This is a genomic window from Lachnoanaerobaculum sp. (assembly GCF_057250505.1).
In genome coordinates this window covers 26,177-28,622 of the sequence record NZ_DBHIEQ010000029.1, presented here as the reverse complement: position 1 = coordinate 28,622, position 2,446 = coordinate 26,177, and the positions used below count along the sequence as shown (strand labels likewise).

4 protein-coding genes are annotated in these 2,446 nt (G+C 32.7%); 2 read left to right on the top strand and 2 right to left on the bottom strand.

Annotated elements, in window-relative coordinates; translation table 11 throughout:
- Positions 1–158, bottom strand: a 158-nt coding sequence (locus ACO6FI_RS11045) for a GerW family sporulation protein (RefSeq protein ID WP_485457376.1), incomplete at its 3' end; no start/stop codon positions are given.
- Between the two features lie 193 nt (positions 159–351).
- On the opposite strand from ACO6FI_RS11045, the gene ACO6FI_RS11040 reads away from it, so the two are divergent.
- On the top strand, positions 352–792 hold the full coding sequence (locus ACO6FI_RS11040) for an RrF2 family transcriptional regulator (RefSeq protein WP_060931221.1): 441 nt from the start codon (positions 352–354) through the stop codon (positions 790–792).
- 66 nt (positions 793–858) lie between these two features.
- On the opposite strand, the gene ACO6FI_RS11035 is transcribed toward ACO6FI_RS11040, so the two are convergent.
- Complete coding sequence (locus ACO6FI_RS11035; RefSeq protein ID WP_485457375.1) at positions 859–1,128, bottom strand: hypothetical protein; 270 nt, start codon at positions 1,126–1,128, stop codon at positions 859–861.
- A 734-nt stretch (positions 1,129–1,862) separates the two neighbouring features.
- Between ACO6FI_RS11035 and ACO6FI_RS11030 the strand changes: the two genes are divergently transcribed.
- Positions 1,863–2,446 (top strand): SDR family NAD(P)-dependent oxidoreductase (locus tag ACO6FI_RS11030; protein WP_485457374.1); only part of this gene is annotated, 584 nt, incomplete at its 3' end.

Below are 2,446 nucleotides of genomic sequence, written 5' to 3'. Positions count from 1 at the left end.
GTACCTGCCGCCATACCGCAGCTTACATCAACCAACGGTATTATTGTAGTATCACCTACAACAATAGGCTCTCCCACAACTGTCTTTGTTGTAAGAAAAGTGTTCATACCGTCAAAAATAGCCCCTGCGTTATCTAAAAAATGATTATTCTTCTCCATCTTTTTCCTTTCCATATAAGATAATCATATATACTCTCTTAAAGTCTTCATTATAACATATTTTAATTATATCAGCTATATTGTTTACATTTATTTCTATATTTGATATGATAATGTCAATTCCTAGTCAGATACTAGACATTGAACAAAAGCCGGTTTATCAATAACGGTTTATATAGAAAAGAGGATTCAAATGAAAATTTCTACTAGAGGTAGATATGCGCTGAAAATGATGGTGGAGTTTGCAATAAACTCTGAAACACCCACCAAAATAAATCAAGTTTCAAAATCATACGGTATTTCGGAAAAGTACTTGGAGCAGATAGTCTCCATACTTTCAAAAGCAAAACTTGTAAAAAGTATTCGTGGCGCTCAAGGCGGATACTTACTTATAAAGCCTGTCAAAGAATATACTGTAGGTGAAATATTAAGATTGACCGAAGGCTCACTCTCTCCGGTTGACTGCCTTGACGGCAACGGCAATTGTGTACATTCCGATTTTTGTGTGACACAAAATCTTTTCAAAAAGGTGGAGGATGCCATCAACAATGTTGTCGACAATATATCTTTGCAGGATTTAGTCGATGATGAACTCGATATAAGAAGACGCGAAAAAGAACTTTTATCCAAATAAAAAGGTTGCCATAAAATCACATAAGCGTGATATATGGCAACCTTTTTCAACTTTTAAGACAACTGACTATGATGTTGTAATAAATATATAAAAAGTAAACAGTGTTGAAAAACTTAGTAAAATTATAAGTGATATCCTTAAAATACGCTTATTCTTAGATTCTTTACAATGTTCTGAAAGCAATATGTAGCCAAGCATTCCCAAACACTGAATCAAATTTAACAATACTGTATGCTTTTCATCAAGTGCAAACAGCTTTGTAGTGTAGCATAAAAGCAATACTATGGCACAAGCTAAACATATTGTACTGCATATATTACACAATACCTTTCTCATAACCCACCTCCATTTTTACTTTATTAATTCTCTCCTTCACCGTACCTGATGTCCATATTATATCATTTATAGGGTGTATATTCCACATCGGTTATTACAATATACTTATGATAAAATTAAAATAAAAGGTATGGTGTCTTGCTTCACCATACCTTTTACCTTACTCTAACATTTTATCACTCTAAACCTTTGTAAATATCACTCTAAAAAATCACTCCAACCTTGTTATACGCTCTAACTATATAACAAACTCCTTAATCACCGTTAAAACACTCCCAACATCACTGTCTTCACTATATCACTGTAACAATCACTCTAAAACTTACACATTGATATTACTGAAAGTTTGATTACTCAAACATTCCTTAGCTTTGACGATTATGATTATAACATTAAAAAGTTCTTTTTTACAAAAAAAGTATAAACAGCAGTTTTTAAGGTATAAACGACGGTTTAATTGTTTTTATTTTTTTCTTAATGCAAAAAAGCCGTCATAACGACAGCTTTTTTGCAGGGTTCCTATATCCTCTTTAATCCTATACCACTTTTTTATCACTCTATAATCGAATGTAACTCCTATATCACTCTGTTCATCTTATTTCTCTAACGATTGCCATTATACCGGCTTATTTACGATATATACATAAAAGGTATGAACAGCAGTTTTTAAGGTACAAACTACAGCTTTTTATTTAAGCATATTTAAACTATAATGATTTTAAAAGGAGGTAAGAATGAATATACTTATAACCGGCGCTTCAAGAGGTATAGGAAGAGCCGTTGCAATTGAGTTTGCAAAAAACAATCATAATATTATTATATGTGCAAAATCAGATCTTGAAGGCTTACAAAACACAAAGCGACTTGTTGAAAACGAAAATGTTTCATGCTACATAGGTCTTTGCGATGTTACAAATAAAGAGTCTGTAAAAGAGTTTATATCGGATTCTGCAAAAGCAATCGGGCAAACAGATATCCTGATAAACAATGCAGGTATATCCTATATCGGACTGATTCAGGATATGTCCCTTGATGATTGGAATAAAGTACTTAATACCAATCTTACATCTGCATTTCTGATGTCAAAATATATTATTCCCGAAATGTTAAAAAAACAAAGCGGTCATATAATAAATATATCTTCTGTCTGGGGAAATATCGGTGCATCTATGGAGGTTGCCTACTCGGCATCAAAAGGCGGCATCAATTCATTTACAAAAGCACTGGCAAAGGAACTTGCTCCAAGTAATATTTCAGTAAACGCTATATCTCCGGGATTTATAGATACAGATATGAACAAGGTATTTGAAAAAGATGA

Excerpts from the sequence above, each read along its gene's own strand:
- ACO6FI_RS11040 (WP_060931221.1), top strand. The coding sequence starts at position 352 with ATGAAAATTTCTACTAGAGGTAGATATGCGCTGAAAATGATGGTGGAG.
- ACO6FI_RS11035 (WP_485457375.1), bottom strand. The coding sequence starts at position 1,128 with ATGAGAAAGGTATTGTGTAATATATGCAGTACAATATGTTTAGCTTGT.